Genomic DNA, 445 nt, shown 5'->3' with positions numbered 1-445 from the left:
CCGTCGCGCTGGTCGGTGGTGGCCCTGGCGACGCCGGCTTGATGACGGTCGCCGGACGTGCTGCCGTCGAGCAGGCGGACGTCCTGCTGGTCGACCACCTCGCACCGGCGGAGGCGCTGGCCTGGGCCCGTCCCGACGCGCTCGTCGTGGACGTCGCGAAGCTGCCGCGCGGGGCCTTCACCCCGCAGGAACGCATCAACGACCTCCTCGTGGAGCATGCTCGACGCGGTCGCCGCGTCGTCCGTCTCAAGGGTGGCGACGGGTTCGTCTTCGGCCGCGGGATGGAGGAGGTCCTCGCCTGCACCGAGGCGGACCTCCCGGTGCGTGTCATCCCCGGGGTCACCTCGTCGGTGGCCGTCCCCGCGCTCGGCGGCATCCCGGTCACCCACCGCGGCGTCGTCCAGGGCTTCAGCGTCATCTCCGGCCACGTGCCGCCCGGGCACCC

At 74.2% G+C, this 445-nt stretch carries 1 protein-coding gene; it reads left to right on the top strand.

Annotated elements, in window-relative coordinates:
* Window positions 1-445, top strand: a 445-nt coding sequence (locus Q0L15_RS06770) for an SAM-dependent methyltransferase (protein WP_296603160.1), incomplete at both ends; no start/stop codon positions are given.

The organism is Nocardioides sp. (assembly GCF_024509035.1).
Classification (GTDB): Bacteria; Actinomycetota; Actinomycetes; order Propionibacteriales; family Nocardioidaceae; genus Nocardioides.
Note: the sequence above shows the minus strand (reverse complement) of the source record. Positions and strands in the feature narration are given on the sequence as shown.